General features: G+C 55.4%; 1 tRNA gene and 2 rRNA genes (1 of these 3 cut by a window edge). All 3 read left to right on the top strand.

Features of this window, described 5'->3' with window-relative positions:
• A 23S ribosomal RNA gene (locus tag AD948_RS00580) occupies window positions 1–2,167 on the top strand; it begins 574 nt to the left of the window's first position.
• Window positions 2,168–2,278: 111 nt separating this feature from the next.
• Window positions 2,279–2,394, top strand: a 5S ribosomal RNA gene (gene rrf / locus AD948_RS00575).
• Between the two features lie 29 nt (window positions 2,395–2,423).
• Window positions 2,424–2,500, top strand: a tRNA-Met gene (locus AD948_RS00570).

The following is a 2,500-nucleotide window of genomic DNA, read 5'->3' as shown; positions in this document are numbered from 1 at the left end:
TTGCAGCGAGCTTAAGCCGATAGGTGTAGGCGTAGCGAAAGCGAGTCTGAATAGGGCGCCGAGTTGCTGGCAGAAGACCCGAAACCGAGTGATCTAGCCATGGCCAGGCTGAAGGTGCGGTAACACGCACTGGAGGGCCGAACCCACGCCTGTTGAAAAAGTCGGGGATGAGCTGTGGCTAGGGGTGAAAGGCCAATCAAACTCGGAAATAGCTGGTTCTCCGCGAAATCTATTGAGGTAGACCGTCAGGTATTTACCCCGGGGGGTAGAGCACTGGATGGGCTAGGGGGGCCCAAAGCCTTACCAAACCTAACCAAACTCCGAATACCCGGAAGTATAGCCTGGCAGACAGACAGTGGGTGCTAAGGTCCATTGTCGAGAGGGAAACAGCCCAGACCACCAGCTAAGGCCCCCAAATCGTGGCTAAGTGGGAAAGGATGTGGGGATTCCAAAACAACCAGGAGGTTGGCTTAGAAGCAGCCATCCTTTAAAGAAAGCGTAATAGCTCACTGGTCTAATAGAAACCCTGCGCCGAAAATGTAACGGGGCTCAAGCCACGTGCCGAAGCTGTGGGTGCATATCTATGATATGCGCGGTAGCGGAGCGTTCCGTAAGTCTGTGAAGGAGACGGGGTGACCCTCTCTGGAGATATCGGAAGTGCGAATGCTGACATGAGTAGCGACAAACAGTGCGAGAAACACTGTCGCCGAAAGTCCAAGGGTTCCTGCGCAAGGTTAATCCACGCAGGGTTAGTCGGCCCCTAAGGCGAGGGCGAAAGCCGTAGTCGATGGGAATCAGGTGAACACTCCTGAACCTGCCAGAAGTGACGAATGCAAGATGTTGTCAGTCCTTAATGGATTGGACTGGCTTTTTGCGCATTCCAGGAAATAGCTCTGGCGTATAGACCGTACCCGAAACCGACACAGGTGGACTGGTAGAGAATACCAAGGCGCTTGAGAGAACGATGCTGAAGGAACTAGGCAAATTACTCGTGTAACTTCGGGATAAGCGAGACCCGTTGGTGGGCAACCATTGGCGGGTGGCACAGACCAGGGGGTAGCGACTGTTTAGTAAAAACACAGGGCTCTGCGAAGTCGAAAGACGACGTATAGGGCCTGACGCCTGCCCGGTGCCGGAAGGTTAAGAGGAGGTGTGAGAGCACTGAATTGAAGCCCCGGTAAACGGCGGCCGTAACTATAACGGTCCTAAGGTAGCGAAATTCCTTGTCGGGTAAGTTCCGACCTGCACGAATGGCGTAACGACTTCCCCGCTGTCTCCAGCATCGGCTCAGCGAAATTGAATTCCCCGTGAAGATGCGGGGTATCCGCGGTCAGACGGAAAGACCCTATGAACCTTTACTGCAGCTTTACAGTGGCATCAGAGACATTCTGTGTAGGATAGGTGGGAGGCTTTGAAGCGGGGGCGCCAGTTCCCGTGGAGCCATCCTTGAAATACCACCCTGAATTTTTCTGATGTCTAACCGCGGTCAGTTAGCCTGATCCGGGACCCTGTATGGTGGGCAGTTTGACTGGGGCGGTCGCCTCCCAAAGTGTAACGGAGGCGCGCGATGGTGGGCTCAGGCCGGTCGGAAACCGGCTGTTGAGTGCAATGGCATAAGCCCGCCTGACTGCGAGAGTGACAGCTCGAGCAGAGACGAAAGTCGGCCATAGTGATCCGGTGGTCCCGCGTGGAAGGGCCATCGCTCAACGGATAAAAGGTACTCTAGGGATAACAGGCTGATCTCCCCCAAGAGTCCACATCGACGGGGAGGTTTGGCACCTCGATGTCGGCTCATCACATCCTGGGGCTGGAGCAGGTCCCAAGGGTTCGGCTGTTCGCCGATTAAAGTGGTACGTGAGCTGGGTTTAGAACGTCGTGAGACAGTTCGGTCCCTATCTGCCGTGGATGTTGGAGACTTGAGAGGATTTGTCCCTAGTACGAGAGGACCGGGATGAACACACCTCTGGTGCACCGGTTGTCGCGCCAGCGGCACCGCCGGGTAGCTAAGTGTGGACGGGATAACCGCTGAAAGCATCTAAGCGGGAAACCCACCTCAAAACTAGGTCTCCCTAAGGGCCGTGATAGACCATCACGTCAATAGGCCAGGTGTGGAAGCGCAGTAATGCGTGTAGCTAACTGGTCCTAATCGCCCAATAGGCTCACTCTCTTACCGTTCCCTTAAAAGAACGGCCCGTGCACAGAAATCATCCATGCAAAACGTCATACTTCATCATACCCAACCGTCCACACCACCCCAACTCAAGGGTGATTTGGATGACCTGGTGGCCATGGCGGGGAGTGATCCACCCGATCCCATCCCGAACTCGGCCGTGAAAACCCCCAGCGCCTATGATACTGCGGCTTAAGTCGTGGGAAAGTCGGTCGCCGCCAGGTCTTCCAAATCACCCCAAAATCAACACAAACGCGGGGTGGAGCAGCCCGGTAGCTCGTCAGGCTCATAACCTGAAGGCCGCAGGTTCAAATCCTGCCCCCGCAACCA

This window comes from Acetobacter senegalensis, assembly GCF_001580995.1.
Classification (GTDB): domain Bacteria; phylum Pseudomonadota; class Alphaproteobacteria; order Acetobacterales; family Acetobacteraceae; genus Acetobacter; species Acetobacter senegalensis.
This window is presented reverse-complemented; position numbering and strand designations above follow the sequence as displayed.